The 26,415-nt window shown below is 71.1% G+C and carries 26 protein-coding genes and 1 pseudogene; 20 read left to right on the forward strand and 7 right to left on the reverse strand.

Going from position 1 to position 26,415, the window contains the following annotated elements:
* Window positions 1–24: 24 nt before the first annotated feature.
* From ACFXJ8_RS18815 to rbsK, 10 genes are all read left to right on the forward strand, one after another.
* On the forward strand, window positions 25–1,014 hold the full coding sequence (locus tag ACFXJ8_RS18815) for a phosphotransferase enzyme family protein (RefSeq protein ID WP_379645179.1): 990 nt from the start codon (window positions 25–27) through the stop codon (window positions 1,012–1,014).
* A gap of 254 nt (window positions 1,015–1,268) precedes the next feature.
* Window positions 1,269–2,357 (forward strand): LacI family DNA-binding transcriptional regulator, encoded by a 1,089-nt coding sequence (locus ACFXJ8_RS18820; RefSeq protein WP_379645180.1) that lies wholly within the window; start codon window positions 1,269–1,271, stop codon window positions 2,355–2,357.
* Window positions 2,354–3,265: a carbohydrate ABC transporter permease gene (locus ACFXJ8_RS18825; protein ID WP_379645181.1), complete on the forward strand. Its 912-nt coding sequence runs from the start codon at window positions 2,354–2,356 to the stop codon at window positions 3,263–3,265. Before ACFXJ8_RS18820 ends, ACFXJ8_RS18825 begins: the two co-directional genes overlap by 4 nt.
* Window positions 3,262–4,080 carry a carbohydrate ABC transporter permease gene (locus ACFXJ8_RS18830; RefSeq protein ID WP_379645182.1) on the forward strand — a complete coding sequence of 273 codons (819 nt, stop codon included), beginning with the start codon at window positions 3,262–3,264 and terminating at the stop codon, window positions 4,078–4,080. The genes ACFXJ8_RS18825 and ACFXJ8_RS18830 overlap by 4 nt, the downstream gene beginning before the upstream one ends.
* Before the next feature lie 9 nt (window positions 4,081–4,089).
* On the forward strand, window positions 4,090–5,406 hold the full coding sequence (locus ACFXJ8_RS18835) for an ABC transporter substrate-binding protein (RefSeq protein WP_379645183.1): 1,317 nt from the start codon (window positions 4,090–4,092) through the stop codon (window positions 5,404–5,406).
* Complete coding sequence (locus ACFXJ8_RS18840; RefSeq protein ID WP_379645184.1) at window positions 5,403–6,347, forward strand: ADP-ribosylglycohydrolase family protein; 945 nt, start codon at window positions 5,403–5,405, stop codon at window positions 6,345–6,347. The genes ACFXJ8_RS18835 and ACFXJ8_RS18840 overlap by 4 nt, the downstream gene beginning before the upstream one ends.
* 8 nt (window positions 6,348–6,355) lie before the next feature.
* Window positions 6,356–7,324 carry an ADP-ribosylglycohydrolase family protein gene (locus ACFXJ8_RS18845; protein WP_379645185.1) on the forward strand — a complete coding sequence of 323 codons (969 nt, stop codon included), beginning with the start codon at window positions 6,356–6,358 and terminating at the stop codon, window positions 7,322–7,324.
* Window positions 7,321–8,460: an ADP-ribosylglycohydrolase family protein gene (locus tag ACFXJ8_RS18850; RefSeq protein ID WP_379645186.1), complete on the forward strand. Its 1,140-nt coding sequence runs from the start codon at window positions 7,321–7,323 to the stop codon at window positions 8,458–8,460. The genes ACFXJ8_RS18845 and ACFXJ8_RS18850 overlap by 4 nt, the downstream gene beginning before the upstream one ends.
* Window positions 8,457–9,788 (forward strand): ADP-ribosylglycohydrolase family protein, encoded by a 1,332-nt coding sequence (locus ACFXJ8_RS18855; protein WP_379645187.1) that lies wholly within the window; start codon window positions 8,457–8,459, stop codon window positions 9,786–9,788. Before ACFXJ8_RS18850 ends, ACFXJ8_RS18855 begins: the two co-directional genes overlap by 4 nt.
* On the forward strand, window positions 9,785–10,681 hold the full coding sequence (gene rbsK, locus ACFXJ8_RS18860; protein WP_379645188.1) for a ribokinase: 897 nt from the start codon (window positions 9,785–9,787) through the stop codon (window positions 10,679–10,681). Before ACFXJ8_RS18855 ends, rbsK begins: the two co-directional genes overlap by 4 nt.
* Before the next feature lies 1 nt (window position 10,682).
* On the opposite strand, the gene pyrF is transcribed toward rbsK, so the two are convergent.
* Both pyrF and pcp read right to left on the reverse strand, forming a co-directional pair.
* Window positions 10,683–11,489 carry an orotidine-5'-phosphate decarboxylase gene (pyrF, locus tag ACFXJ8_RS18865; protein ID WP_379645189.1) on the reverse strand — a complete coding sequence of 269 codons (807 nt, stop codon included), beginning with the start codon at window positions 11,487–11,489 and terminating at the stop codon, window positions 10,683–10,685.
* A 10-nt stretch (window positions 11,490–11,499) separates the two neighbouring features.
* On the reverse strand, window positions 11,500–12,117 hold the full coding sequence (gene pcp, locus ACFXJ8_RS18870; RefSeq protein WP_379645190.1) for a pyroglutamyl-peptidase I: 618 nt from the start codon (window positions 12,115–12,117) through the stop codon (window positions 11,500–11,502).
* 86 nt (window positions 12,118–12,203) lie between these two features.
* Here pcp and ACFXJ8_RS18875 point away from each other — a divergent pair, with 86 nt between their 5' ends.
* From ACFXJ8_RS18875 to ACFXJ8_RS18920, 10 genes and pseudogenes are all read left to right on the forward strand, one after another.
* Window positions 12,204–12,473 (forward strand): DUF6968 family protein, encoded by a 270-nt coding sequence (locus tag ACFXJ8_RS18875; RefSeq protein WP_379645191.1) that lies wholly within the window; start codon window positions 12,204–12,206, stop codon window positions 12,471–12,473.
* A gap of 87 nt (window positions 12,474–12,560) precedes the next feature.
* A complete protein-coding gene (locus tag ACFXJ8_RS18880; protein WP_379645192.1) occupies window positions 12,561–13,361 on the forward strand; it encodes an alpha/beta hydrolase in 801 nt (266 codons plus the stop codon).
* Window positions 13,362–13,654: 293 nt separating this feature from the next.
* The gene (locus ACFXJ8_RS18885; RefSeq protein ID WP_379645193.1) at window positions 13,655–14,848 is read left to right on the forward strand and encodes an RNA-guided endonuclease InsQ/TnpB family protein; all 1,194 of its coding nucleotides are present in this window, start codon (window positions 13,655–13,657) and stop codon (window positions 14,846–14,848) included.
* 207 nt (window positions 14,849–15,055) lie between these two features.
* Window positions 15,056–15,103, forward strand: a pseudogene (locus tag ACFXJ8_RS18890) (hypothetical protein); the annotation flags it as partial.
* A 230-nt stretch (window positions 15,104–15,333) separates the two neighbouring features.
* Window positions 15,334–15,708 carry a hypothetical protein gene (locus ACFXJ8_RS18895; RefSeq protein ID WP_379645314.1) on the forward strand — a complete coding sequence of 125 codons (375 nt, stop codon included), beginning with the start codon at window positions 15,334–15,336 and terminating at the stop codon, window positions 15,706–15,708.
* An 82-nt stretch (window positions 15,709–15,790) separates the two neighbouring features.
* Window positions 15,791–16,900 carry an alpha/beta hydrolase gene (locus tag ACFXJ8_RS18900; RefSeq protein ID WP_379645194.1) on the forward strand — a complete coding sequence of 370 codons (1,110 nt, stop codon included), beginning with the start codon at window positions 15,791–15,793 and terminating at the stop codon, window positions 16,898–16,900.
* A gap of 115 nt (window positions 16,901–17,015) precedes the next feature.
* Window positions 17,016–18,305 carry an FAD-dependent oxidoreductase gene (locus ACFXJ8_RS18905; protein ID WP_379645195.1) on the forward strand — a complete coding sequence of 430 codons (1,290 nt, stop codon included), beginning with the start codon at window positions 17,016–17,018 and terminating at the stop codon, window positions 18,303–18,305.
* Window positions 18,306–18,652: 347 nt separating this feature from the next.
* Window positions 18,653–19,819: an erythromycin esterase family protein gene (locus ACFXJ8_RS18910; protein WP_379645196.1), complete on the forward strand. Its 1,167-nt coding sequence runs from the start codon at window positions 18,653–18,655 to the stop codon at window positions 19,817–19,819.
* Window positions 19,820–20,012: 193 nt separating this feature from the next.
* Window positions 20,013–20,744: a sulfite exporter TauE/SafE family protein gene (locus ACFXJ8_RS18915; RefSeq protein ID WP_379645197.1), complete on the forward strand. Its 732-nt coding sequence runs from the start codon at window positions 20,013–20,015 to the stop codon at window positions 20,742–20,744.
* A gap of 106 nt (window positions 20,745–20,850) precedes the next feature.
* A complete protein-coding gene (locus ACFXJ8_RS18920) occupies window positions 20,851–22,044 on the forward strand; it encodes an RNA-guided endonuclease InsQ/TnpB family protein (RefSeq protein WP_379645198.1) in 1,194 nt (397 codons plus the stop codon).
* Window positions 22,045–22,088: 44 nt separating this feature from the next.
* On the opposite strand, the gene ACFXJ8_RS18925 is transcribed toward ACFXJ8_RS18920, so the two are convergent.
* The 5 genes from ACFXJ8_RS18925 to ACFXJ8_RS18945 all read right to left on the reverse strand — a co-directional run bounded on the left by ACFXJ8_RS18925 (window position 22,089) and on the right by ACFXJ8_RS18945 (window position 26,129).
* Entirely contained in the window at window positions 22,089–22,964 is an 876-nt protein-coding gene (locus ACFXJ8_RS18925; protein WP_379645199.1) for an SGNH/GDSL hydrolase family protein, read from the reverse strand.
* A 96-nt stretch (window positions 22,965–23,060) separates the two neighbouring features.
* Complete coding sequence (locus tag ACFXJ8_RS18930) at window positions 23,061–24,572, reverse strand: M1 family metallopeptidase (RefSeq protein WP_379645200.1); 1,512 nt, start codon at window positions 24,570–24,572, stop codon at window positions 23,061–23,063.
* A 32-nt stretch (window positions 24,573–24,604) separates the two neighbouring features.
* Entirely contained in the window at window positions 24,605–25,291 is a 687-nt protein-coding gene (locus ACFXJ8_RS18935) for a type 1 glutamine amidotransferase (RefSeq protein ID WP_379645201.1), read from the reverse strand.
* 49 nt (window positions 25,292–25,340) lie between these two features.
* Window positions 25,341–25,859, reverse strand: a complete 519-nt coding sequence (locus ACFXJ8_RS18940) for a hypothetical protein (RefSeq protein WP_379645202.1) — start codon at window positions 25,857–25,859, stop codon at window positions 25,341–25,343.
* 18 nt (window positions 25,860–25,877) lie between these two features.
* Complete coding sequence (locus ACFXJ8_RS18945) at window positions 25,878–26,129, reverse strand: substrate-binding domain-containing protein (RefSeq protein WP_379645203.1); 252 nt, start codon at window positions 26,127–26,129, stop codon at window positions 25,878–25,880.
* Between the last annotated feature and the right edge of the window lie 286 nt (window positions 26,130–26,415).

The raw sequence follows: 26,415 nt of genomic DNA on the forward strand, positions 1-26,415 counted from the left end.
CGCGGTTGCCTGGACAATGGGGCGGTGGAGCTACACGACCTGTCCGCCGGTGACGGCGTACTCGAACGCGTCGGCGAGGTGGCGCGGGCGGCGCTGGAGCGCTACCGGGTGTCACCGGCCGCCACCGTCACGCTGATCAACGTCTCGGAGAACGCCACCTTCCGCGTGGACGACCCCGAGACGGGAGGACGGTCGATCCTGCGCGTGCACCGGCTCGGCTACCACTCGGCGGCGGCGATCGCCTCGGAACTGGCCTGGCTGGAGGCCCTCAGGGTCGAGGAGGGCGTGCGCACCCCCGGCGTGATCGGGTCGGCCGACGGCGAACGCGTGGTGCGGGCCGGCGGCAGGAACGTCGTGATGTTCGAGTTCCTGCCCGGCGCCGAGCCGCGGGACGACCGCCTGGTCGACGGGTTCAAGCAGCTCGGCGCCGTGACCGCGCGCATGCACAGGCACGCCTTACGGTGGCGGCGCCCTTCGGGTTTCACCAGGTTCGCCTGGGACTGGGAGGCCGCCTTCGGCGCGGAGTCCAGGTGGGGACGATGGCAGGACGGTGTCGGCGTCGACGACGCGGCCCGCGCCGTCCTGCTGCGCCTGGAGCACCGGCTGCGCGAGCGCATCGGACGCTACGGGCGCTCCGCCGAGCGGTTCGGGCTGATCCACGCCGACATGCGCCTGGCCAACCTCCTCGACGACGGCGGGCCCGAACCCAGCGTCATCGACTTCGACGACTGCGGGTTCGGCTGGCACGTCTACGACCTGGCCGCCGCGCTCAGCTTCATCGAGCACGAGCCCGTGGTGCCCGAGCTCATCGACGCCTGGCTGGACGGCTACCGCGGCGAGGAGCCGCTCGGCGCGGACGACGAGCGCGAGATCTGGACGTTCATCCTGTTCAGGAGGCTGCTGCTGGTGGCGTGGATCGGATCGCACCAGGGGGTGGACATCGCCAGAGAGCTCGGCGCGGGCTACACCCTCGGCACCTGCGAACTCGCCGAACGCTACCTCACCTCACCCTGACCCCCGCCACCCCGCCACCCCGGCTCCCGGCCCGGCAGCCCCTGTCGACACCCGGTCGAGATGCCTGCTGTGTGGGGAGGGCGGAGGCGGCGCGGGGCCCCTGTACATCCGGGGGATGGGGGTTGACCTGGCGTTATGTGATCGTGACTTGACCCTCGAAGTTACCGGCATGTTTCATGTGCCCAGCGCGGTAAACGTTTACAGAACGCTCGCCGTAAACGTTTTCACTCGGGAAGTCGGGAAGGAGGGCGGCGTTGGCCGAAGGACCCACGATCAACACGATCGCCGAACGGGCCGGGGTGTCGATCGCCTCCGTCTCGCGGGTGCTCAACGGCCTGCCCACCCGGCAGGAGACCGTCCGCAAGGTGCTGACCGCCGCCGAAGAGCTCGGCTACGTGCGCAACGCCGTGGCCAGGAGCCTCAAGTCGCGCCGCACCAACCAGGTCGCCTTCGCCATGGCCGACATCGGCAACCCCGTCTACCTGGCGATGGTGCGCCAGATCCAGCCCGTGCTGAAGGCGGCAGGCTACCGGCTCGTCCTGCACTCCACCGACGCCATCGTGGCCGACGAGATCGACGTGCTGCACAGTCTCGGCGAGCGATACGTCGACGGGTTGATCATGAGCCCGCTGCGCGTGACCGACGAGCACCTGAAGATGATCGCGACCGCACGGGCGCCGGTCGTCATCATCGGTTCGGTGCCAGACGGCACGAGGGTCGACAACGTCAGGGCCGACTCCCGTACCGGCGTCAGGCTCGCCATCGATCATCTCCACGGGCTCGGGCGGCGCAGGATCGGCTTCCTCAACGGACCGCTCGACACCATTCCCGGCGCGGCGCGTGCCGCCGCCTACCGGGAGGCGCTGAAGGAGCGCGGCCTGCCGTACGACGAGGGGATCGTCGAGGTGGGCGACTTCTACCGGGCGGAGGGGGCGCGCGCGGCGCGCGCCCTGCTCGACCGGGCGGCCGGGGTGGACGCGCTGATGTGCGCCAACGACCTGATCGCGCTGGGCGCGCTCGACGTGCTGCGCGCGGCGGGGCTGCGGGTACCGCAGGACGTGGCGGTGGTCGGCATGGACGACACCGACCTGGCCGCCGCCTCGTGGCCGTCGCTGACGAGCGTCTCGCTGGGTTCGGCCGAACGCGGCAAGGCGGCCGCCGAGCTGCTGCTCGACCGGCTGAGCGACATGGACAGGGAACCGCGGCTGGTCACGGTGTCGCCGGTGCTGGTCGTGCGGGCCTCGACCGTCGGCGAGGCGGCGGCCAAGCCGGTCCCCCCTGGCCGCGCCCCTGCGCCGAAGCCCGTCCACACCGCACCACAGTCGAAGGGAGGCACGTCATGACGGCGGTCGCGACCAGACCCCCGCGCACCTCGCCGAACCCCCGCCGCAGGGCCCGCTCGCGGCAGGGCCGCGAGACGCTGCTGCTGATGCTGCCCGCGCTGGTGCCGGTGCTGCTGTTCAGCGTCGGCCCGCTGCTGTACGGCATCGGCCTGGCCTTCACCGACGCGCGGGCGGGCCGGAACAGGGACATCGAGTTCACCGGTCTGGAGAACCTCGGCCAGCTGCTGACCGACGAGAAGTTCTGGTCCTCGTTCAAGATCGGCATGATCTGGGCCGTCTCGGTGACCGTGCTGCAGTTCCTGGCCGCGCTCGGCCTGGCGCTGCTGCTCAACCAGAACCTGCGTCTCAGGGGCGTGGCCAGGGTGCTGGCCGTGGTGCCGTGGGCGATGCCGCCCGTGGTCATCGGCCTGATGTGGAAGCTGGTCTACCACCCGGACGCGGGCATCCTGAACGCGGTGCTCGGCACGCACATCGACTGGCTGGCCGACTTCTCGCTCGCGCTGCCTGCCATCATCGTGGTCGGCGTCTGGAGCGGCATGCCGCAGACCACCGTCGTGCTGCTGGCCGGCCTGCAGGGCATCCCCAAGGAACTGTACGAGGCGGTCGAGGTCGACGGCGCGGGCCGCTGGCGGCGGTTCTGGAACATCACGCTGCCGCAGCTCAGGCCGGTCATCGTGGCCATCACCTCGCTCGACTTCGTGTGGAACATCAACCAGTTCGGCCTGGTCTACGTGCTCACCGCCGGCGGGCCAGGCGGCCAGACACGGTTGCCGATGCTCTTCGCCTACGAGGAGGCCTTCAGGTACCGCTTCTTCGGCTACGCCTCCATGCTCGGCGTCGCGATGGTGATCGTCGTGCTGGCCGTGCTCGGACTGTACCTGTGGCGCCAGATGAGGGAGACGAAGTGAAGCAGATCCCCAAGTACCTGGCGCTGCTCGCCTACATCGTCTTCCTGGCCTTCCCCCTGGTCTGGCTGCTGTCGACGGCGCTCAAGACGCCGCAGGAGATGGCCAGCCTCAACCCCACCTGGATCCCCAGGAACCCGACCCTGGCCAACTTCTCCGCCGCCTTCGGCGAGCAGGACCTGGTCGGCGCGGGCATCAGAAGCCTGATCGTGGCGATCTTCGCCAGCGTGATCACCGTGCTGATCTCACTGCCCGCCAGCTACGCCCTGGCCCGCCACCGGAGCCTGGTCAACCGGATCGCGCTCGGCTGGGTGCTGGTCAGCCAGGTCTTCCCGTTCATCCTGATCATCATCCCGCTCTTCATGGTGCTGCGGGACCTGCAACTGGTGAACACGCTTCCCGGGCTGGTGATCGTGCACGTCACGTTCACCCTGCCGTTCGCGCTGTGGATGCTGCAGGGCTACGTGCGTGCCGTACCGCCCGAGCTGGAGGAGGCCGCCTCCGTCGACGGCGCGGGACGCATGCGCACCATCGCCACCGTGGTGGCGCCGCTGCTGGCCCCCGGCATCGTGGCGACGCTGCTGTTCTCGTTCATCTCCTCGTGGAACGAGTTCCTCTTCGCGCTCGTGATCCTCCAGGACCCCGACGTGATGACCCTGCCGCTCACCCTGGTCCGCTTCACCGGGCCCGAGGGAGTGGCCAGGCTCGGCCCGCTCGCCGCGGCGTCGCTGATGGCGACCATCCCGAGTCTGATCTTCTTCGCAATCATCCAGCGACGGCTGAGGTCCGGCCTCATGGCCGGAGCGGTCAAGGGCTAGGAGGCTCTTATGCGTATCAAATCCGCTTTGGCGGCCGCGGCGATCGTCGCCATGGCGGCCGCGTGCGGCTCCGGCGGTGGCGGCGACGCCGCCGAGCCCGCCAAGTCCGGCGGCGAGCCCGTGAAGCTGAACTTCCTGAGCCTGGCCTGGCAGAAGGAGTCCGTGGCGGCCAACAAGGAGATCGTGGACGCCTGGAACAAGGCCAACCCGAACATCCAGGTCACCTACGTGCAGGGCAGCTGGGACAACGTCAACGACCAGCTGGTCACGCAGTTCTCCGGCGGCACCGCCCCCGACGTCATCCACAACGACTCTCCCGCGCTGTCCGGCTTCGCCGCCGACGGCTACCTGCTGGACCTGAAGGACAAGCTGCCCGCCGAGCTGAAGAGCGACATCCCGCAGAAGGCGTGGGACACCGTCAGCTTCAAGGACGGCAAGGGCAACGACGGCGTGTACGGCGTGCCGTTCCTGCAGGAGTCGCAGGTCATCATCGCCAACAAGAAGCTGCTCGACAAGGCGAAGGTGCGCATCCCCACCCCCGACAACCCGTGGACGTGGGACGAGTTCGCCGAGGTCAGCAAGAAGCTCACCAAGGGCGACACGTTCGGCGTGGCCTGGCCGATGAAGTCGCCGGTCAACAAGACGCTCAACCTGGCGCTCAACTTCAACGGCACGTTCTTCCAGACCGGCGCGGACGGCAAGACGACCGTCAAGGTCGGCCCGGAGGAGAAGCAGGTCCTCCAGCGCATCCACGACCAGCTCCACAAGGACAAGTCGGCCGACCCGTCGGCGCTCGGCATGGGCACCGCCGACCCGCTGCCCGGCTTCTTCGCCGACAAGTACGCGATGCTGCCCGTCGGCGTCTACCTGCGCCAGCAGGTCGTCGAGCAGGCCCCTGACGGCTTCGAGTGGATCACGCTTCCCCCGCTGAAGGGCGAGACCACCAACCAGGGCGCGGTCTCCCAGACCCTGTCGGTCTCGGCCGACAGCAAGCAGCCCGACGAGGCACTGAAGTTCATGGCGTTCTTCCTGAACGGCCCGAACCAGGCCAAGCTCGCCAAGGGCGACTGGCTGCTGCCGACCTCGCAGGCGGCCGCCGCCGACCCGTCGATGACCACCAAGGACAACGGCTGGGACGTGGCCACCGCCTCGGTGAAGGACCTGGTCGTCGCGCCGTTCCTCAAGGTCAACGGCTTCGACGAGTGGAAGAGCAAGGTGGCCACCCCCACCCTGCAGCAGTACTACGCCAACAAGATCACCCTCGACGAGGCGGCGGCGAAGCTGGTCGAGGAGGGCAACAAGGTGCTGGAGCGGTACTCCTCGTGACCCTGACGCAGGATCGTGCCCGGGGGTGTCTGCTCGGCCTCGCGGCCGGCGACGCCCTCGGGGCGCCCGCAGAGAACATGGAGCCCGCCCAGATCGCCGCCAGGTGGGGCAGGCTCACCGAGATCGAGGGCGGCGGCACCGACGACACCGAGTACGCCATCTTCGCCGCGTCCCTGCTGGTACGGCACGGCCACGCGCTGACCAGCCAGGACGTCGCCGACGCCTACCGCGGGGAGATCATCCCCTCGGTGGTCGGCCCGATGAAGGGCGCGGGCTTCTCCGAGCTCGGCACCGTCCAGGCGCTCAGGCGCGGCCTCGAACCGCCCATGACCGGGATGGTCCACGCGCACGGCTGGTCCGACGGCCTGGCGATGCGGGCGGCGCCGTACGGGATCTTCTGCCCCGGCGACCCCGCCGAGGCGGCGCGGCTGATCCGGCAGGACGGCCTGGTCAGCGGCGAGGGCGAGGGAATCAACGGCGGCATGGCGGTCGCGGCCGCCGTGGCGGCGGCGATGGCGGGGGCCACACCGGAGGAGGCGGTCGACGCCGGGCTGGCCGTCATCCCCGCGGACTCGTGGACCGCGCGCACCGTCACCAGGGCGCGCCCGCTCAGAGACTCACCCGAGAGGCTGCACGAGGCCGTCGTCATCAGGCACTACCCGTGGACCGACCTCGCGCCGGAGGCGGTGGCGCTCGCGTTCGCCGCCTACCTGCACGGCGATGGCGAGGTGGAGGAGTCGGTGACGTACGCGGTCAGCCTCGGCCGCGACGCCGACACCATCGGCGCCATCGCCGGCGCGCTGTCGGGCGCGGGGCGGGGCGAGGGCGGCGTGCCCCGCAGATGGGCCGAGCGCATCGGCCCCGCCACCGGCAAGTGCCTGCCGGTCGTGGCGGGTAAGCACGTGCTGGACGTCGCGGACGAGCTGGCGAGAGGACTCTAGGACATCACATGTCGGGGGACAGGATCACAGGCGCGTTCGTCGGCCTGGCCGTGGGTGACGCGGCCGGCTGGCCGGCCGCCAGGCACCGCTCGGCGCTGCACGCGCCGTGGAGCAGGCGGCTGCACCGCGAGCTCGACGCCTTCGCCGAGGAGCACAGGGTCACGACGCTGCCGGTGCCGTTCGCGCTCAACCAGCAGACCGCGCCGCTGGCCGTCGGGCCGTCCGACGACGCCGAGTGGCTGGCCTGGACGGCGCTGACCATCGGGCGGGACAGGGCGGAGGCCTTCCGCGACCTGACAGGGCGCGCCGACATCCGGGCGCGGATCTCGGTGACGACCGCGCTGGACAACCTGCGGCGCGGCCTCGAACCGCCCGCCAGCGGGCACGACAACCCGCACTTCTTCGACGACGCGGCCGCCGTGCGGGCCGTCGCGTTCGGCGTCACCGGGCGCGACCCGCAGCAGGACGCCGCTGTCACCAACGCGGGAGACGGCGTGCTCGGCGCGAAGGCCGTCGCCGCGGCGGTGGCCGTGGCGGTCGAGAGCGGTTCGGCGGCCAAGGCGGTCGAGGCGGCGCTGGCCGAGCTGCCCGACGACACCGCGATCGGCCACAACGCCAGGACGGCGCTGCGGGTGGCGCGCGAGGCGGGAGGGGCCTTCGCCGCGGTGCCCGCGCTCGACGCCGCGCTGGTCGACCACGTCTACAGCTACGCCGTCGCGGCCTCGGTGACCGTGCCCGTGGCGCTGGCGCTGGCCGAGGTGTCGGACGGCTCGCTCGCGCAGGCCGTACCGGCCGCCGTGTGCCTGTCGGCGCTGGCCGACTCCGCGCCCGCGCTCACCGGTGCGCTGACCGGTGCGTGCGGCGGATTCTCGGTGATACCCGAGGGGTGGGCCGCCTCCGCACGGAGGCTGACCGGGTGCTGCCTGCCCGAACTGGCCGGCAGGGATCTAGTGGATATTTCGGAGGGAATCGCATGACGCCGCTGGAAGACAAGGCCGCTGGGTGCGTGGCGGGAGCGGCGGTCGGTGACGCCCTCGGCGGCGCCACCGAAGGCTGGACTCCCGAGCAGATCACGCAGCGATATGGCGGGACGGTCGAGGGGGTCGTGCCGCCGTTCAACACCGACTGGCGCAACGCGCGGCCGATCGCGCCGTACCACAAGGGCGACGGCCACATCACCGACGACACGTTGATGACGCACGCGCTGATCCGCGTCTACGAGAAGGCCGGGGCCCACCTCGACGCCTACGCGATGGCCGAGCACATGGTGCCGGAGATGATGGCCGACAAGCAGTGGATCCCCGAGCTGGAGGCCGAGGCGCTGCCGCTGCAGCGGGTCTTCCTGGCCGAGAAGTGGATCGTGGCGCGGCTGCACTACGGGCACGTCGACCCGCGCGAGGCCGGCGTGGGCAACATCGTCAACTGCGGCGCCGCGATGTACGTGGCGCCGGTGGGCGTCGTCAACGCGGGCGACCCCGACGCCGCCTACGCCGAGGCGATCGACCTGACGGGGGCGCACCAGTCCTCCTACGGACGCGAGGCCGCGGGCGTCATGGCAGCAACGGTGGCCGAGGCCATGCGGCAGGGCGCGACGGCCGACTCGGTGGTGGCCGTGGCCGCGCGCCTGGCCAAGGACGGCACCAGAGCCGCGATCGAGGCGGTGTGCTCGCGGGCGCGCGACTTCGGACACTGGGAGGGCTCCTTCGAGGGGCTGCGCGCGGCCATGCGGCCCTATGACACCGTCGCCGACACCTACCGCGACCAGGGGCTCGGCGCCAGGCGGCCGTCGCGGGTGCACAGCATCGAGGAACTGCCGCTGGCGCTGGCGTTCCTGCTGATCGCCAAGGGCGACTACCGCGACACCGTGCTCGGCGGCGTCAACTACGGGCGCGACGCCGACTCGATCGCCTCCATGGGCGGCGCGATCGCGGGGGCGCTCGGCGGGCTGTCCTGCGTGCCGTCCGCGTGGGTCTCCCAGGTCGGTACGGCCAGCCGTACGGACCTGGTGGCTCCGGGTATCGCCCTGGCCGGGGTGGCGCGGCGCATCCACCGCGACGACGTCGCCAGGCGGCGCGCCCACGAGGACGCCTTCGCCGAGCTGGCCGGCCAATGATCAGGCTCACCTGGGTGCAGCCAGAGGACCTGGTGGGGCACGAGCTGCGCCAGGCCGTGGAGGACGGCCGCGACGTGGCCGACATCGCGGCGCTCTGGCACGCGGCGGGCGGTCACGACGCGCCGCCCCGCGCGGGCGCCTCCTCGCCCGACGCGCTCGGCCTGCGCGGGCTGGCCGAGCGGCTCCTGGACGAGCTGGCCGCGATCCCGTCGCCGCTGGACGAGCCGTCGGATCTGGCGGAGATCGTCGCCCGGTGCCCCGCCTGGCCGGGTGATCGCGCGGGAACAGCGCTTCCCGATCACTCCAGGGTGCTGGGGGCGTGGCTCGGCAGGGCCGCCGGATGCGTGCTCGGCAAGCCGGTGGAGAAGATCCCGCGCGAGGGCATCAAGGCCATCGCCGAGGCGACGGGAAACTGGCCGATCCGCGGCTGGTTCACCGCCGAGGGCCTGCCGCGCGAGATCGCCGAGCGGTGGCCGTGGAACCGGCGCAGCGCGGTCAACTCGCTGGCCGAGAACATCGACGGCGTCCCCGAGGACGACGACCTCAACTACCCGCTGCTGGCCCTGTCGGTGCTCGAACGGCACGGCCGCGACTTCACCACCGACGACGTGGCCACGCTGTGGCTCGACGAGCTGCCCGCGGGCCGCACGTTCACCGCCGAGCGCGTCGCCTACCGCAACCTGCTGGCCGGGGTCGAGCCGCCGGAGACCGCGACCTACCGCAACCCGTTCCGCGAGTGGATCGGCGCGCTCATCAGGACCGACCTGTACGGCTGGATCAACCCGGGCGACCCCGCCAGGGCCGCCGCGTACGCCTGGCGCGACGCCAGGCTCACCCACACGGCCAACGGCGTCTACGGCGCGATGTTCGTGGCCGCCATGTGCGCCCAGTCGATGGTGGCGGGCTCGGTGAAGGAGGTGGTCGAGGCGGGCCTGTCCGTGGTGCCGGCCGCCTCCAGGCTGGCCCACGCCGTACGGCAGGCCGTCGAGGACGCCGCGCGCCTGTCCGACTTCGAGCAGGTCGTCGACCGCCTGCACGAGCGGCACGGGCGGCTGCACTGGGTCCACACGATCAACAACGCCGCCCTGGTCGCCGCCACGCTCGTGCACGCCGACGGCGACTTCACCGCCTCGATCGCCGGAGCGGTGGCGGGCGGCTGGGACACCGACTCGGCGGGCGCCACGGTCGGCTCCATCGTCGGCGCGCTGAACGGCGGCGTGCCCGGCCAGTGGCGGATGCGCGACAGCCTGTCCAGCAGCCTGACCGGGTTCGACGGCATCACCCTGGGTGAGCTGGCCAGCCGTACGGAGAGGATGATGGTGTCATGATCTCGGTCTTCGGCAGCACCAACATGGATCTGGTCGCCTACGTGCCCACGGCGCCCAAACTCGGAGAGACGGTCACGGGTCGCGTGTTCCGCACCGTGCCCGGAGGAAAGGGCGCCAACCAGGCGATCGCCGCCTCCCGCGCGGGCGCGGACGTGGCCTTCCTCGGCGCGGTCGGCGACGACTCCTTCGGGGTGGCCCTGCGGGCCACCCTGGTCGAGGCGGGCGTCGATGTCAGCGTGCTGCGCCAGGTGCAGGGGCCGAGCGGCATCGCGCACATCGTGGTGGAGGACTCGGGCGCCAACTCGATCATCGTGGTGCCCGGCGCGAACGGCACGGTGCGGGGGCCCTCGGACGACGATCTGGAGCTCATCGCGGGCTCCTCCGCGGTGCTGCTGCAGCTCGAACTGCCCATGGAGGCCGTGGTCGGCGCGGCCAGGGCTGCCAAGGGCTCGGGCGCGCCGGTGATCCTCACCCCGGCGCCCGCCCAGCCGCTGCCCGACGAACTGCTCGACGCGGTGACGCTGATCGTGCCGAACGAGCACGAGGCGGCGGCGATCACCGGCCTCGACGACCTGGGCAAGGCGCTGGACGCGCTGCTGGAGCGGGTGCCTGAGGCGGTGATCACGCTGGGTTCCGAGGGGGCGCTGTACGGCTCGCGCGACGGCGTGCGGCTGCGGGTCCCCGCGGTGCCGGTGAAGGCGGTCGACACGACCGCGGCCGGCGACACGTTCGTCGGCGCGCTGGCGGTGGCCAGGTCGGAGGGGATGGCGCCGGAGCAGGCGCTGCGCTTCGCGTCGACGGCGGCCTCGATCTCGGTCCAGCGCGAGGGCGCCAGCACGTCGATGCCGACCCGCGCGGAGATCGACGAGGCACTGGCCTCCGCTTCCGGATGATCTAGTCGCGCAGCCGCTCGGCGCACTCGTCGCGGTAGCGCTCCACCCGCGACCGCACGCGGCCGGGGTCGCCGAGCACCGCGCGCGACACCGAGGGCAGCACCGCCCGCCGTACCCCTGAAAAAAGTCTGGCCACATCGGCGGGCGTGGCGCCCTGGGCGCCGAGACCTGGCGACAGGATCGGGCCGCCGAGCCGGTCGAGCGGATGGCCCACCTTGTCGAGCGTGGCGCCCACGACCACCCCCACCGAGCCCAGATCGGCGGCGCCCTCGTTGGCCGCGGACACCCCGTCGAAGATCTGGTCGGCGACCGCGCTCTGCAGGGCGCTCGCCTCGGGGTTGGAGGTGCGGGCCAGTACGAACAGGCCCGCGTCGTTGCCGCGCGCGACGGCGATGGCGCCCGCGAGCGACCCGAACCCCAGGTAGGGGCTGACGGTCAGCGCGTCGGCCGCCATCGGGCTGCCCTGCTCCAGGTACGCCTCGGCGTAGGCGGCCATCGTGGTGTCGATGTCGCCGCGCTTGGCGTCGAGGATCACCAGCGCGCCCGCCTCGCGCAGCACCGGGATGACCCGCTCCAGCACGGCCAGGCCCCTGCTGCCCCAGCGCTCGTAGAAGGCCGACTGCGGCTTGACGGCCGCGGCGAGGTCGCCGACGGCCTCGGCGACGGTGTGGGTGAAGCGGTCGAGCCCGGACGGCGAGTCGTCCAGGCCCCACGCCGACAGCAGCGCGGGGCTCGGGTCGAGGCCGACGCACAGCGGCCCGCGCCGCTCCATCTGCGCGCGTAACCGGGCGCCGAACGGCTCGCTCATGCCCGCGACTCTACTGGATGGTCCCCTCTGGCAGGTGGTCCTCGACGCTGTCTGAGGCCTTCACCATGGCTGTCAGCGCCCGCGCCACCGTGGTGGTCTCCATGCTCGGCCGGTCGGCGGCGGTGACCTGGTGCGGCGCGTACGGCACGTGCACGAACCCGCCCCGCAGGTCCGGCCGCTCGGTGGCGATCAGGTGCGCGAGCCCGTAGGCCACCTGGTTGCACACGAACGTGCCCGCCGTGTAGGAGACGGCCGCCGGGATGCCCTCCGCCCTGACGGCCCGCACCATCGCCTTGACCGGCAGCGTGGACAGGTAGGCGTCGGGCCCGCCCGCCACCACGGGCACACCGGACGGCTGGGCGCCCGCGTTGTCGGGAATGCGGGCCTCGATGAGGTTGATCGCCACCTTCTCCACCGTGATCGACGCCCGCCCGCCCGCCTGTCCCGTGCACAGGACCAGCGTGGGGTCGTGCCGCTCGATCGCCTCCCTCAGCGCGGCCAGCGCGTCGGCGAACACGCACGGCAGCTCGACCGCGGTCGCACCGGGGACGAGCACGGCGGCGTCGTAGGACGGGTTGGCCGGCTCCCCGCCGAACGGCTCGAACCCCGTGACCAGCACACGCGACATTTCATCCGATCCTTAGACGTGGGGCCTGACGTCCGAATATAGGGGTGATCACTTTCGCGGTGCGCGCCACGGGGTAGTCACCTGGCATGTACGAGATCGCCCATCGTGTTCTCACGCTGCTGACCGAGCCGCCCGGCGAGGTCACCGTGACGATCGGCCTGCCGTACGAGGAGCCGACGGGGGAGTGGTCCTGCCCCTACCGGATCGACGGGCTCGACGGCTGGGAACACGAGCGGAAGGTCACGGGCGCGGACTCGCTGCAGGCGCTGGAGATCGTGCTGTCGATGGTGCGCAGCGCTCTGGAGGAGTCGGCGGAGGCGCGCGAGGGGCTGCTGGTGTGGGAGGAGTTCAGCTGAGCAGACGGCGGTCAGCTCGGTGGTGAATCGAAGTGCTGAGCCGATTTCGGCTTTTTCACGCACCCGGAAACCCTACTATGTGCCGTTATGTCTGACGTAAGACTGCTGGAGCTCAGGGCGCAGACCCGTGAACGCCCCCTAGGACCCGAGATGGTGCGGGTCATCGACCTGACCAGCCCCTCCGGGCTGCGCCTGCGGCGCTACCACCCGGCCGACCGGCCGCGCCCGCTGGTGGTCTACCTGCACGGCGGCGGCTGGGTCTTCGGCGACCTGGAGACCCACGACAGGACCTGCCGCAGGATCGCCCACGAGTGCGACGTCGAGGTGCTGGCCGTCGACTACCGCCTCGCCCCCGAACACCCGTGCCCCGCCGCCCTCGACGACGCGGTCGAGGTGCTGCGCTGGACCAGGCCCGTCGCCGTCGCCGGCGACAGCTCGGGCGGCTACCTGGCCACGATGGCGTGCCTGCGCCTGCGTGACGAGGGCTGCGCGATGCCCGCGCTCCAGGTGCTGCTGTGCCCGAACACCGACCTCACGCTCTCCTGCCCGAGCGTCGTGTCCAAGGGCTCGGGCTACGGCCTGGACGCCGACACGCTGGCCTGGTTCGTCGCCCAGTGGGTGCCCGACCCCGCGCAGCGCCCAGCCGCCAGCCCGCTGCTGTCCCCCAACCTGTACGGCCTGCCGACCACGCTCCTGGTGACCGCCGAGAACGACGCGCTGCGCGACGAGGGCGACGCCTACGCCACCAAGCTGGCCGAGGCCGGCGTGAAGGTCGTCCACCGGCAGGAGCCGGGGCTGGCCCACGGCTTCATCCAGGACGCCACCCCCGAGGCCGCGCCCGCCTGCGAGCGGGTCTTCGCCGACATCAAAGCCATGATCCCGCGTTGACCCTCATGCCGGATAATGCCCGGCATGAGCCTCCCCCGCCTGATCGCCACCGACCTCGACGGCACGCGCGACGGGAGTGACCATGGCAGGCGCGCTGGCTGAACTGGTGCTGGCCGCCGTCGAACGGCACACGCTATCGCACGCGGAGGACGGCGTCGCCGTGGTGCTGGAGGGCTACTTCACCTAACACCTACAGCGTGGAGGCCCCGTCCTTCAGGGCGGGGAGGAAACGCGGAGCGGTGGGTCACTGTGATCTCCTGATTTTGTCGGCGGCGGTCGGTAGGTTGATCGGCGTGTCCCGCTACCGCCTCCAGCCGACGCCCGCCCAGGAGGCGGTGTTGCTGGAGCATTGCGGGCATGCCCGGTTTGTGTGGAATCTGGCGGTGGAGCAGCACGCGCATTGGGCTCCGGGCCGTAGGAGCGGGCCGGGGTTTGCCGAGCAGTGCCGTCAGCTGACCGAGGCGCGAGCGGCCAATCGGTGGCTGGCGGCGGGATCGGTGACCGTCCAGCAGCAGGCGCTCAAGGACTTCGCCCAGGCCATGGCCAACTTCTTCGCCGGGACGCATCGGCGGCCGACATGGCGCAAGGCCGGACGGCACGAGGGGTTTCGGATCATCGCGGTCAAGGCGGGCGATGTGCGCCGCGTCTCCCGTCAGGTGGGCGAGGTCCGGATACCCAAGGTGGGGTGGGTGCGGTTCCGCTGGTCGCGTGCCGTGCCCGCCGGGGTGAAGTCCTATCGGGTCACCCGCGATCGGGCGGGGCGCTGGCATGTCGCCTTCGCCGCCGTCCCCGAGTCGATTCCCGGTCCGGGCACGGGCGAGGCGGTGGGTATTGACCGTGGCGTGACGGTCAGCGCGGCGCTGTCCACGGGCGAACTGCTGCACGCGCCCGGCTTGCGGGAGACGGAGCAGACCCGGCTGCGACGTCTGGAGCGCAGGCTGGCCCGCGCCAGGCGCGGCTCCAGGCGGCGCGGTAAGATCAAGGCCGCGATCGCGCGCCTGAAGGCGCGCGAGGCCGACCGGCGCAAGGACTGGGTGGAGAAGACCAGCACCGACCTCGCGCGACGGTTCGACGTGATCGCCGTCGAAGACCTGAAGATCGCGAACATGACCCGCTCGGCCAGGGGCACCATCGAAGTGCCGGGCCGCAACGTCCGGCAGAAGGCGGGCCTGAACCGGGGCATCCTCGCCGCCGGGTGGGGCGGGCTCGTGCAGCGGTTGGAGCACAAGGCTCCCGATCGCGTCCGGAAGATCGACCCGTGTTACACGTCGCAGACCTGCAACGCCTGCAAGCATGTCGCCAGGGAGAGTCGCGAGAGTCAAGCTCTCTTCCGGTGCGTGGCCTGCGGGTGGCTGGACCATGCCGACGTGAACGCGGCCAAGAACATGGGTGATACCGCCGCAGGGCATGCGGTGGCTGCGCGGGGACGCTCCGGGTTGCCGGGGCGGATGAACCGCGAACCTCAACCTGTCCTCGTGCCTGCGTAGGAACGGGTTGGAATCCCCCTCGTTCACGAGGGGGAGGATGTCAAAGCGGTGGTGCGATGGCCTGGGCGCGTCCAGTCCCTTGAACCACAGCCCAATCATGAAGGCCGTCGTGGCCTCCAGCAGCGCGGCTGCGGCGCCATCCGCCAGAGCGCGGGGCCGAGCCATCCGGCCGAGTTACGCAGGCGGATCGGCGGGATCAGCCCCAAGATGCTGAACGAGACGCTGCGCCGCCTGGAGTTCAACGGGATCGTTGCGCGCGCCGCCTACGCCGAGGCGCCGCCGAGGGTGGAGTACGCGCTAACGGAGCTGGGCGCAGCATGCTGGGGCCGATCGGGGCGTTCGGCGAGTGGGCGCGTTCGAGCACGCCGACGAGGTCATGGCGGCTCAGGAGCGGTTCACGGCTTGACGACTACACCCGTCGGTGTAGTCGCGATGACGACGCGTGGGGGATGCCGTCCACAGCAGGCGGCACGATCCTGGGGCGCATGGTCAGATTCCTCACCCCCTTCAAGATCCTCTCCCTGGTCAACGTGGCGGCCGTGCTCGTCCAGGCCGTCACGGCCGGTCAACTGCTCAGCGGCGGCGGCAACGCGCTCCACGGCATGGGCGCGGGCGCCGTCCATGCCGCGGGGCTGCTCCTGCTGATCGTCGGCGTGCTCGTGTGGCGTCCCGGACGAGGCCCCGGCCTGCCCGCGCTGGCCGCCCTGGCGATCGTGCTGCTGGGCTTCGTCCAGTCGGCCACCGGAGGGTCGGGCGCCACGGCGCTGCACGTGCCGCTCGGCATGGCGATCATGGGTGTCAGCGTGTGGCTGGCCGCCTGGGCGTTCACGCCCTCGCGTGCGGCTGCCTTTGACTCCTGACCCGAAGAAAAGAACCCGAAGAAAGGGCGATAAAAGTCCATATGGGCTTTGACTCCTGCGTGACGATCAGCATGCTTGCCTCATGAGGGACGTACGGGTGATCGTCGGGCCCGGTCTGGCGGCCGACTGGGCGTTGCTGGGGGAGGTGGCCGAGCGGGAGTTCTCGGCCCTCGGGGTGAGCGGGGCGCTGCGGCACGCCCGCGACGCCGCCGAGGCGCGAACTCTCCTGTCCGGTACGGCGGACGGCCCCGTCGTGGCGATCCCCGGCCCCTCGGGAGAGGTGCGCGACCTCATGGGCGCGGTCGAGGGCGTCGTGTGGTGCGACTTCGCCAGGGTGCGCCCGATCGAGCGGGCCGCGCACATCCACGGCAGGGGGATCGACGGGCTGGCGTGGGCCATCAGGCACGCCGTCCACCAGGACAGGCACCGGCCACAACGCGTCGAGTACGGCAAGCACCCCGAGCAGTGGGGCGACCTCTACCTGCCCGCCCACGGCAGCGACGGCCCGCCCCTGCCCGTCGTCGCGCTCGTACACGGCGGGTACTGGCGCTCGGTGTGGGCCGCCGACCTGATGGACGCGCTCTGCGCCGACCTCGCGGCGCGCGGGTTCGCCGCCTGGAATGTGGAGTACCGCCGGCCCGACCTGCACGGCTGGGACGCCACGACCGCCGACGTCGCCGCGGGGCTCGGCGCGCTGTCCACCGTGTCCGCCTCGCTGACCGGCGCCCGGCTCGACCTGGAGCGGGTGGCGGTCGTCGGGCACTCGGCCGGCGCCCAGCTCGCGCTGCGGGCCGCGGCCGACAGCGCGAAAGTGGCGCTCGCGGTGTCGCTCGCGGGAGTACTCGACCTGGTCGAGGGGGACCGGCGGCACCTGAGCTCGGGAGCGGTGGCGGCGGCGCTGGGCGGGCCCGCGCGCGACGACCGTGGGTCGCCGCACGTGACGTACGCCGAGTCGAGCCCGCTGCTGCGGCTGCCGCTGGGCGTGCCGCAGCTCATCGTGCAGGGGTCGGGCGACGACCTCGACCTGATCGACTTCAGCCGCCGGTACGCCAGGGCGGCCGAGGCGGCCGGGGACGAGGTGACCTACATGGAGATGTCGGGCGACCACTTCGCGGTGATCTCGCCCCGCACGCCCATCTGGCGCACCACGGCCCTGGCCATCGCCGACCGCCTGGCCCGAGCCGACTCCTGACCCGAGCCGACTCTGACACGGCTCCGAGAAGGTGGTGCCGTGACACGGAACAGGTTCTGGTGTTTCGCGCCGCCGCGCCGTACGAAGAAAGGGAGGAAGGGAAGGGAGAGCCGCCGTGGAGGTCTCGATCGTCGGAGCCGGTCTGGTCGGCTGCCTGCTGGCCTGCTATCTGGCCAGGAGGGGCCATGAGGTGACGCTGTACGAGCGCCGCCCCGACCCCAGGCTGGAGGGCGCCGAGCGCGGCAGGTCGATCAACCTGGCCATCTCCGAGCGCGGCATCGACGCCCTGCGCAGGCTCGGCCTGGCCGAGCAGGCGCTGGCGGAGGCCATCGCGATGCCGGGCAGGATGATGCACGCCGTCGACGGCGACCTGACCTTCCAGCCCTACAGCGCCGACCGCAGCCACGCGATCAACTCCATCAGCCGCGGCGCGCTCAACGGCAAGCTGCTCGACGCCGCCGAGGCGAGCCCGGGGGTGCGGGTCAGGTTCGGGCACCGGCTGACCGGGATCGGCGACGGCACGCTGGAGTTCGAGGGCGGCATCGTCGAGAAGGGCCAGCAGGTCGTCATCGGCGCCGACGGCGCCTACAGCGCGGTCAGAGCCAGGCTCCAGCAGCTCCCAGGGACGGACTTCAGCCAGCAGTACCTCGACTACGGCTACAAGGAGCTGACGATCCCGCCCAGGAAGGGCGAGTTCGCCTTCGACCCCGGCGCCCTGCACATCTGGCCGCGCGGCCGCTCGATGATGATCGCCCTGCCGAACCCCGACAGGTCGTTCACCTGCACGTTGTTCTGGCCGCACGAGGCGCTGGCCGCGCTCGACACGCCGGAGAAGGTGCGCGCCCACTTCGGCAAGGAGTATCCCGACGCCGTCGAGGTGATGCCGGACCTGGCCGCCGACTACGCGCGCAACCCCGTCGGCCACCTGGTCACGATGCGCTGCGATCCGTGGCACAGGACCGTCAACGGCGTGCTGGTCGGGCTGATCGGCGACGCGGCCCACGCCATCGTCCCCTTCTACGGCCAGGGCGCCAACTGCGGCTTCCAGGACTGCGTCGAGCTCGACAGGTGCCTGGACGAGACGGGCGACGACTTCGCCAGGGCGCTGGAGCTGTTCCAGCGCCGCAAGGCCGACACCGACGTGATCGCCCGCCTCGCGCTGGACAACTTCGTGGAGATGCGCGACAAGGTCGGCTCCAGGGCGTTCCTGGCGCAAAAGCGCGTCGAGCACGCTCTGGAGCGGGTGCTGCCCGGCCGCTACGTCTCCCGCTACGAGCTGGTCTCCTTCTCCACCACCCCCTACGCCGAGGTGGAGCGGCGCGTGGCCCGCCAGCGCCGCTGGGCGGCGGCCGCGGCGGCCGGGCTGCTGATCGCGGGCGGTGTCGCCTGGCGGAGGTCCAGATAGGCCGGGACCGGATCTCTAGCCCCCTGCTTGCCGACTGTCCTGTCCTTCACCGCCGCCAACGGCCCTACCAGCAGGTTCTCGGTGGCCGTCTCGACACCGGGGTGCGCATGCGTGGGCGCCGGCGCCTCGGCCGCCTTCACTCCCACGGCCATCGTCCTGCGCTCGGCCTCGCCAGCCCGGCGTTTCCGGCGTCCTCGTAGGTCGTGATCGCCTGGGTGGACAGGCCGTGCTCGCGCGCCAGGTCCACCGGCCTCATGGATGCATCACCGATTGAAGGTCTATCGCGGTGAGAGCGGGGATTTCCACGGCAAAGTTTACACCGAGTGTTCAACGATACCGTTTAAAGCATGGATATCAAGGACACGGCCCGTCCGCTCGACGGCGCGGGCGTCTCGGCGCTCCTCCGGTCGCTTCCCGCCAAACCCCTGCTGCTCGGCCTGGGTGAGGCCAGGCACTTCGTGGGGGAGCTGGGCGAGTTGCGCAACGAGATCTTCCGGCATCTGGTCGAGCACGAGGGCTACCGCTCGTTCGCCATCGAGAGCGACTGTCTCATGGGCCTCGTGGTCGACGACTACATCACGACGGGCGCGGGCACACTCGATGACGTCATGGAACGCGGCTTCAGCCACGGCTTCGGCGCGTCACCGGCCAACCGCGAGCTCGTGCGCTGGATGCGGGCGTACAACGAGGAGCATGACGAAAAGCTCCGGTTCTTCGGCTTCGACGGCCCTCTGGAGTATTGGGCGGCGAGCCCGCGCCAGGCGCTCACCGCCCTCTACGCCCTCCTCGACGGCCCGCTCCCCTGCACCAGGGAGACCCTCGACACGCTGCTGGGCCCGGACGACCGGTGGGCGAACGAGGCCGCGGCCATGGATCCGTCCCAGTCGATCGGCCAGTCCGCCGACGCCCAGCGGCTGCGACTGATCGCCGACGACCTGGTGGCGCTGCTCGACACGCAGGCGCCGCGGCTGAGCGCGGAGGACAGGCAGCGGGCGGCACTGTACGGGCGCACCGCCACCGGCCTGCTCCGCTACCACCACTGGATGGCCGACGCGTCCCCGGCACGGTGGACCCGGCTGTCGGCCCTGCGGGACGCGATGATGGCCGCCAACCTGCGTGCCGTCGCCGAGCAAGGCCCGGCCCTGGTTTTCGCCAGCAACCTTCACCTGCAGCGGAACAAGAGCCTCATGCCGTTCGGCGACCAGACACTGGAGTGGTGGAGCGCGGGGGCGATCGCCGAAACGCACCTGGGCGACCGGTACGTCTTTCTGGCCTCGGCCCTCGGCACGGTCGGCGACGACATTCCGTCCCCGGACACCGTCGAGGGCCTCCTGTCCACGCTCCCGTGGGACCACTCTCTCATCGACGCCCGCCGCCTGGCCGGGGCCATCACGAAGCCCGCCCCGCGTACCTCCCACGATTTCGCCTATTTCCCGCTGGACCCGGCCCAGCTCGACATGATCGACGGCATCGTCTTCCTCAAGCAGGCTGTCAGGCTGAAAAAACTGGGTTGACAGGCGCGTGCGTGTCAGGCTGTGCTGACACGCACGCATCAATCACACCATCCATGCCCGCCCCCTCACCGAAGGCGGCGCGCTTGCGCAGGTTGCGCGGCTCGGGCAGCGGATCCCGCGCCGAGAGCGGTCGGCTTCCAGGCTTCGCCGACCCGATCCAAGCGACTATTCCGGTAGGTCATAGCATGTCGTGATGCTCGAAGTCCTCGGTCTGCTCACGGTCGGCGTCGTGGCCGGAGTGGTCAGCACCGTGGTCAGCCTGGCCTCGATCGTCTCCTACCCCGCGCTGCTCGCCTTCGGCCTGAACCCGCTGGCCGCCAACGTCACCAACACCGTCGCCCTGGTCTTCACCGGCATCGGGGCGGCGGCCGGGTCGAGGCCCGAGCTCAAGGGACAGGGCCCGCTCGTCCTGCGCCTGGGCTGGATCACCGCGCTCGGCGGCGCGACGGGCGCGCTGCTCCTGCTGATCACGCCCTCGCGGACGTTCGAGCTGATCGCGCCCTTCCTGATCGCGATCGCCTCCGTGATGCTCATCCGCCCGCCAGGCTTGCGGCCGGGCGGCAACCACAGCACGCTCATGCGGGCCGCGCTGTTCGCGGTCGCCGTCTACGTCGGCTACTTCGGCGCCGCGGGCGGGATCCTCATGTTCGCCGTGCTCACCGCCATCATGGACCAGGCTCCCGCCAGGGTGAACGCGGTCAAGAACGTCGTGTCGGGGCTGGCCAACTGCGTGGCCGCGGTCGGCTTCGCGCTGTTCGGTCCTGTGCAGTGGTGGGCGGTCGCGCCGCTGGCCGCGGGGTTCCTGGTCGGCGGCTGGCTCGGCCCCTCCATCGCCCGCCGCCTGCCCGGCAGGTCGCTGCCCTACCTGGCGGCGGCCTGCGGGCTGGCGGTGTCCGTGAAGCTCGGCCTCGACGCTTTCACCTAACACCTACAGCGTGGAGGCCCCGTCCTTCAGGGCGGGGAGGAAACGCGGAGCGGCGGGTCACTGTGATCTCCTGAATTTGTCGGCGGCGGTCGGTAGGTTGATCGGCGTGTCCCGCTACCGCCTCCAGCCGACGCCCGCCCAGGAGGCGGTATTGCTGGAGCATTGCGGGCATGCCCGGTTCGTGTGGAATCTGGCGGTGGAGCAGCACGCGCATTGGGCTCCGGGCCGTAAGAGCGGGCCGGGGTTTGCCGAGCAGTGCCGTCAGCTGACCGAGGCGCGAGCGGCCAATCGGTGGCTGGCGGCGGGATCGGTGACCGTCCAGCAGCAGGCGCTCAAGGACTTCGCCCAGGCCATGGCCAACTTCTTCGCCGGGACGCATCGGCGGCCGACATGGCGCAAGGCCGGACGGCATGAGGGGTTTCGGATCATCGCGGTCAAGGCGGGCGATGTGCGCCGCGTCTCCCGGCATGTGGGCGAGGTGAAGATCCCCAAGGTGGGGTGGGTGCGGTTCCGCTGGTCGCGTGCCGTGCCCGGAGGGGTGAAGTCCTACCGGGTCACCCTGGATCGGGCGGGGCGCTGGCATGTCGCCTTCGCCGCCGTCCCCGAGCCGATCCCGGCACCGGGCACGGGCGAGGCGGTGGGGATCGATCGTGGCGTGACGGTCAGCGCGGCGCTGTCGACGGGCGAGCTGCTGCACGCGCCCGGCTTGCGCAAGACCGAAGCCGCCCGGCTGCGACGTCTGGAGCGCAGGCTGGCCCGCGCCAGACGCGGCTCCAGGCGGCGCGGCAAGATCAAGGCCGCGATCGCGCGGCTGAAGGCGCGCGAGGCCGATCGGCGCAAGGACTGGGTGGAGAAGACCAGCACCGATCTCGCGCGACGGTTCGATGTGATCGCCGTCGAAGATCTGAAGATCTCGAACATGACCCGCTCGGCCAGGGGCACCATCGAAGTGCCGGGCCGCAACGTCCGGCAGAAGGCAGGGCTGAACCGGGGCATCCTCGCCGCCGGATGGGGCCACCTCGTCGAGCGGCTGGAGCACAAGGCTCCCGACCGCGTCCAGAAGATCAACCCGCGTTACACGTCGCAGACCTGCAACGCCTGCAAGCACATCGCCGGGGAGAGCCGCGAGAGCCAAGCCCTCTTCCTGTGCGTGGCCTGCGGGTGGCTGGACCATGCCGACGTGAACGCGGCCAAGAACATGCGTGATACCGCCGCAGGGCATGCGGTGGCTGCGCGGGGACGCTCCGGGTTGCCGGGGCGGATGAACCGCGAACCTCAACCTGTCCTCCTGCCTGCGTAGGAACGGGTTGGCATCCCCCTCGTTCACGAGGGGGAGGATGTCAACTAACGAGAGGGCTCCAGCGCGGCGAGCACCCTGACGGCCTGGTGGTCGGCGCCCCGCCGGTTCGGATGCAGGGGGATGGCGGGGCCGAGCGGGTCGGTCGACAGCGGCAGGTACCCCTCGACCCACTTGACGCCCGGACGCTTGCACACGTCGTGCCCGACGCTGGTGCTGTAGGTGTCGACCAGCTCGACCCCCTTGGCCGCCGCCACCCTGGCCAGCATCGCGTTCAGCTCCTCCAGCTTGTCGCCGAGCCATTCGAGGTCGCGATTGTGGGCCTGGACGTACGGATAGCAGCCGCCCTTCTGCGGCAGGCCCGCCAGATAGTCGACGAGCAGGATGTGGGCCCGCGGCGAACGCCGCCTGATGCCGTCGACGACCTTCGCCACCTTCGGCTCGGCCGCCAGGATGGCACGCGACATGCGGTCGACGCCGCCGCTGACCCACTTGGGCCGGCACGGCCTGCCGAGCGGGGCGGGCAGCAGGTTGAGGCATTCGGCCGCCGCCGTGGCGAGCCTGGCGTCGTTGCCGCCGATGCCCAGCGTCACCAGGTCGGTGGTCGGGCTCAGCCGGTCGAACTGCGGCGGGTTCACCCCGTCGAACAGCCTCTTCACGTGGTTGACGTCCTGGGCGGCCGTCATGTGGGCGGTCGTCGCGCCGCCGCAGGTCGCGTCGCGGAAGACGGGCACCCCGAGCGCCGCGGCGACCTGCTTCGGATAGTTGTAGGTGCTCTGCGCGCAGCCGCGGGGCGCGTGCTCGTCGGTGATGTGGAGGACGGAGACGTCGGCGCTCCACGAGTCGCCGAGCGCGACGTACTCCTGGTAGGCCTGGGCGGGCGCGGTCAGCAGCCCGGCGAAGAGGATGAGGGAAGCCAGCACGCCGACATTGTGGGGAGCGTCACTGTGCGTGCGCAGCCGATTTCACCAAGTCATGGAGCCGGTACGGCACGCGCTTGCCGTACCGGCTCCATCGGGTCAGGACTTGTGCTGCCTCAGCAGCTCGTGCACCTTCTTGATCTTGGCGATCGACGCGGGAGCGCTCGCCGTCTTGGCCGCCGCCGCCGCGCCGGTCGGCGAGGTGGCGGGCTTGCCCGGCGTGAACAGCCACGTGTTGAACAGCGCGTCGAGCTGCTTGCCCGAGATGCGCTCGGCCAGCGCGATGAACTCGGCCGTCTCGGCGTTGCCGTGCGCCTTCTTACGCGCCCACGCCTTGACGATGGAGAAGAAGGCCGCGTCCCCGACCTCGGTGCGCAGCGCCTGCAGCGTCATGCCGCCGCGGTAGTAGGTGGCGTTGTGGAAGAGGTCGGCCATCCCCGGATCACCCGGCTTGACCTGCCAGAACGGGTCGTCAGCCGGGAAGTCGTTATAGAAGAAGTCGGCGACCTCGGCGGCCGTGCCCTCACCCAGCTTCTCCGACCACATCCACTCGGCGTAGGTGGCGAAGCCCTCGTTGAGCCAGATGTGCTTCCAGTCCTTGACGGCGATGCTGTCGCCGAACCACTGGTGGGCGTTCTCGTGCACGACCACGTAGGTGTCGGGGCCGCCGGCGAAGAAGCGCGGGTCGTAGACCGGCTGCGTCTGCGTCTCCAGCGCGAACCCGGGCAGCGCGCTGGTCACCGAGCCGCCCATCGAGCGGAACGGGTAGCGGCCGACCTGGCTGGACAGCCAGTCGACGATCTGCGGCGTCTGCTCCACCGACTCCTTGGCCGCCGCGTCGTACTGGCCGAGGTTCTTGCTGTAGGCGGTGGTGACGGGCAGCCCGGACGACGAGCGGCCGGTGCGCACGTCGAGCTGGCCGATGAACAGCGTGGCCAGGTAGGTGGCCATCGGCTTGTCCATCACCCACGTGGTGGTCGTCCGGCCGTCGGCGGTGCGCTCCTTGGCCTTGATGCCGTTGCTGATGGCCTGGGTGCCCTCCGGCACGGTGATCGAGATGTCGTAGGTCGCCTTGTCGAGCGGGTGGTCGTTGCTCGGGAACCACCACCACGCCACCTGCGGCTGACCCAGCGCGAGCGCGCCGTCGGCCGTGGCGATCCACGGGGTGAAGCCGCCCGTCTCGTCGGGCACCGGCACCTTGGACGGGGTGTCGGCGTAGGTCACCTCCACGACGAACGGCACGCCGTCGCGCAGCTTGTGCGCCGGCGTGATCTCCAGCTCGTGCAGGCCCGTTTTGGCGAACGTGGCGGGCCTGCCGTTGACCTTGACGCTGTCGACCTTGAGCAGGAAGTCGAGGTTGAACCGGCTCAGGTGCTGGGTGGCCTTGGCCACGATGGTGGCCTTGCCGCGCAGCAGGTCGGCGCCGGGCTGGTAGGACAGCTTCAGGCTGTAGTGCCTGGCGTCGTAGCCGCCGTTGCCGTGGTTGGGAAAGTAGGAGTCTCCGATGCCCGGAGCGCCCGGGCCCTTGTCGGTGGCGGACGCGGGAGTGGCGAGGAACAGTGCCGCGGCCGCGCTGATGGCGATAAGGGTGCGTGATCGGAATGATCGCATTTTCGCAAGCTAACCGAGGCCCGCGATCTCGTCTACGACATTCGGGCCACGGCGCCGAAGCGTCGGATCATCTCCCGCCAGACGGCGACGGCGGCGGGCTCGTCGAGCATCGCCTGCTCGTACAACGCCGCCAGGTCGAAGCCCCTGTCGTCCCACTCCGTGATCCGCTCAGGCGGCGCCTCGGGGTGGAACTGCAGGCCCCAGGCCACCGGGCCGACCCTGAAGGCCTGGTAGGGGCAGGCCTCGGTCTGCGCCAGCCAGGCGGCCCCCTCCGGCAGCTCGACGACCGCGTCCTTGTGGTGCTCGATCGCGGTGACGACCTGGGGCAGCCCGTGGAAGAGCGGGTCGTCGTCGGCCTCGGGGCGCAGGGTGATCGGGACGCTGCCGTTCTCCGGCTCGCCCGCGTCGGCCTTCACCAGCCCGCCCGCGACCTCGGCGAGCATCTGCCCGCCCAGGCAGATCCCCAGGTACGGCCGGCCGCCGTCGATCGCCTGCCGTACCAGCTCCCTGACGGCGGGCAGCCATGGCGCCCTGAAGTCGTCGGAGGGCAGGTAGCCGCCGCCCAGCACGAGCAGCGCTCGATCGCCCAGGCTCGCCGGCACCTCGGCCCCATCGAAGGCCCGCACGACCTCCAGCTCGAGACCGTCCTCGGCCAGCCAGTCGCCCACCCTCCTGGGGCCTCCGGTGGCGGCGTTCTGCACGATCAGGACTTCACGCATCGTTGGCCTTTCTCAGGCGGTGGGGGAGGTGGAAACGCCGTGGGCACGGTCAGCGCGGCATGGGCCTGGTCTGGTCGTCGCCGCCCTGGCCGGACGGCTGGAAGGGGGTGAAGGCCGACGGGTAGGACGGCGGCTGCTGGGGCGGCGAGGGGAGCTTCGGCCTGGTCGCGCGCCACCGCGAGGGGAAGGCGGAGGCGGTCAGCAGCAGCACCCCGAGCACGAACAGCAGGCCGGTCGTTCCGAGGCCGTCGATGCCGAACCTGAGCGTGCCCGGCAGCAGCTCCAGGAGACGGGCCGGATACCACTCGGGGATGAGCATCGTCCCGCCCGCGAGCGTGAAGGTCAGGCCAGGCAGCAGCGAGGCGACGGGGGACAGGCGGGAGCCCGCCATGACTCCGAGCACGACCGCGCACGCCGCCAGAGCCACTGGTCCCTGCCACGGCATGATGAACGTCACCTTGAACACGAACACGATCTGACCCACTCCGTAGGCCAGGCCGACGGCGAGCAAAGGGGTCAGGAGCAGACCTGCGACCACTCCGAGGACATGGCGGACAGCATTGGGCATGCAGGGCAGTCTAGAACGTCACCGGCTGGATTCTCTGACGACCAGCTCGGGCTGGAACATGATCTGCTGGTGGGCGTGCGTGCCGGGGTTGTCGCACTCGTCCAGCGGCAGTTCGGTGGCGACCCTGCCGAGCGGGTAGGTCGGCTGCCTGATCGAGCTGAGCGACACCGCGGACGCGGCGGCGAAGTCGATGTCGTCGTAGCCGATCAGCGACACCTGCTCGGGTACGCGCAGCGGACGTTGCTGAAGCGGGAAGTCCTTCCTGAGCACATCGCGGCGGCGGTGTTCGCCCTGACCGGCGGGGACCTGTCACTCACCACCGGCCTGCACGTTCCAGTTGACACTGGCGTGGCCGCCGCCTTCCTCCGCTGACCCACTCGTGAGAAGGGAGGCCGGGCACGGTTTCGCGACAAGACGGGCGGTACTGGCGGCGTCTGAAGGGAGCGGATAGACGACGTGGTCCGAGGCTCCAAGCGGCGAACCGGTGGTTTCTAACGCCGAACCAGAGAGGGAGACGCGCGGCCACGTGCGCCGTTCCGTGGAGAGGTGATAAGCC

The sequence above is a fragment of the Nonomuraea sp. NPDC059194 genome, from assembly GCF_042754765.1.
In the GTDB taxonomy this organism is placed as follows: domain Bacteria; phylum Actinomycetota; class Actinomycetes; order Streptosporangiales; family Streptosporangiaceae; genus Nonomuraea.